This window comes from Streptomyces sp. SM1, from assembly GCF_002910825.1.
GTDB lineage: Bacteria > Actinomycetota > Actinomycetes > Streptomycetales > Streptomycetaceae > Streptomyces > Streptomyces okerensis.
Genome location: NZ_NEUB01000146.1, coordinates 1 through 680, shown reverse-complemented (window position 1 = coordinate 680; position 680 = coordinate 1). Strand labels below are relative to the sequence as shown.

The window sequence follows — 680 nt, the reverse complement described above, 5'->3', positions numbered from 1 at the left end:
CGGCCGGGCAGATCTCCGTCCACGCGCGCGGGTCGAGCCCCGCCGCGAGGTCCACGGCGACGTCGGCGCTCATCCCGTCGAGGACGAGGACCAGGGGCCGTCCGCCGTCGCGGGCGAGGGGCGCGGCGGCCTCCGCGAGCACGTCCTCGATCAGCAGGGCCCCGTTCGGCGCCTGCTGGGAGGCGGCCTCGGTCCAGGTGGCCAGGTTCCGCGCGAACTGTTCGTCGAGCTGCTGCCGCCGGTCCCGTACCCGGTCGATGAGCCGGTGGTACGCCTCCCCGAGGATGCCGTCCCGGGAGGCGTCTCCCTCGGCCAGGATGCCGACGGCCAGGTCGACCCGGCCGGTGGACCGCAGGTGCTGCCGTACGGCCTGACCCACCGGGGACGCCTCGGGTGCCGGGGTGTCGAGCCACCGCACCAGACGCACGGCGGTCCGCGCCCGTTCGGTGGACTCGCCGTACAGCGTGGCGAGCTGGTGGTCGGCGAGCCGGCGCAGCGCGTCCTGCGCGGGCCCCGGACGTCCGTCGAGGGTGGTGGCGAGGGCGCGCAGCCGGGCGCGGTAGCCGGAGGGCAGCAGCCGGTCCTCGGTGAGCAGCGGTGTCAGCCGTGCGGTGTCGGCGAGCTGGTCGGCCCGCTCCAGTACGGCGACGACGCGGGCGCGGGCGTCCGCTCCGGTGGGG

1 pseudogene is annotated in these 680 nt (G+C 77.1%); it reads right to left on the bottom strand.

What is annotated here, in order from left to right:
- Positions 1-680, bottom strand: a pseudogene (locus B9S61_RS40595) (BREX-2 system phosphatase PglZ); the annotation flags it as partial.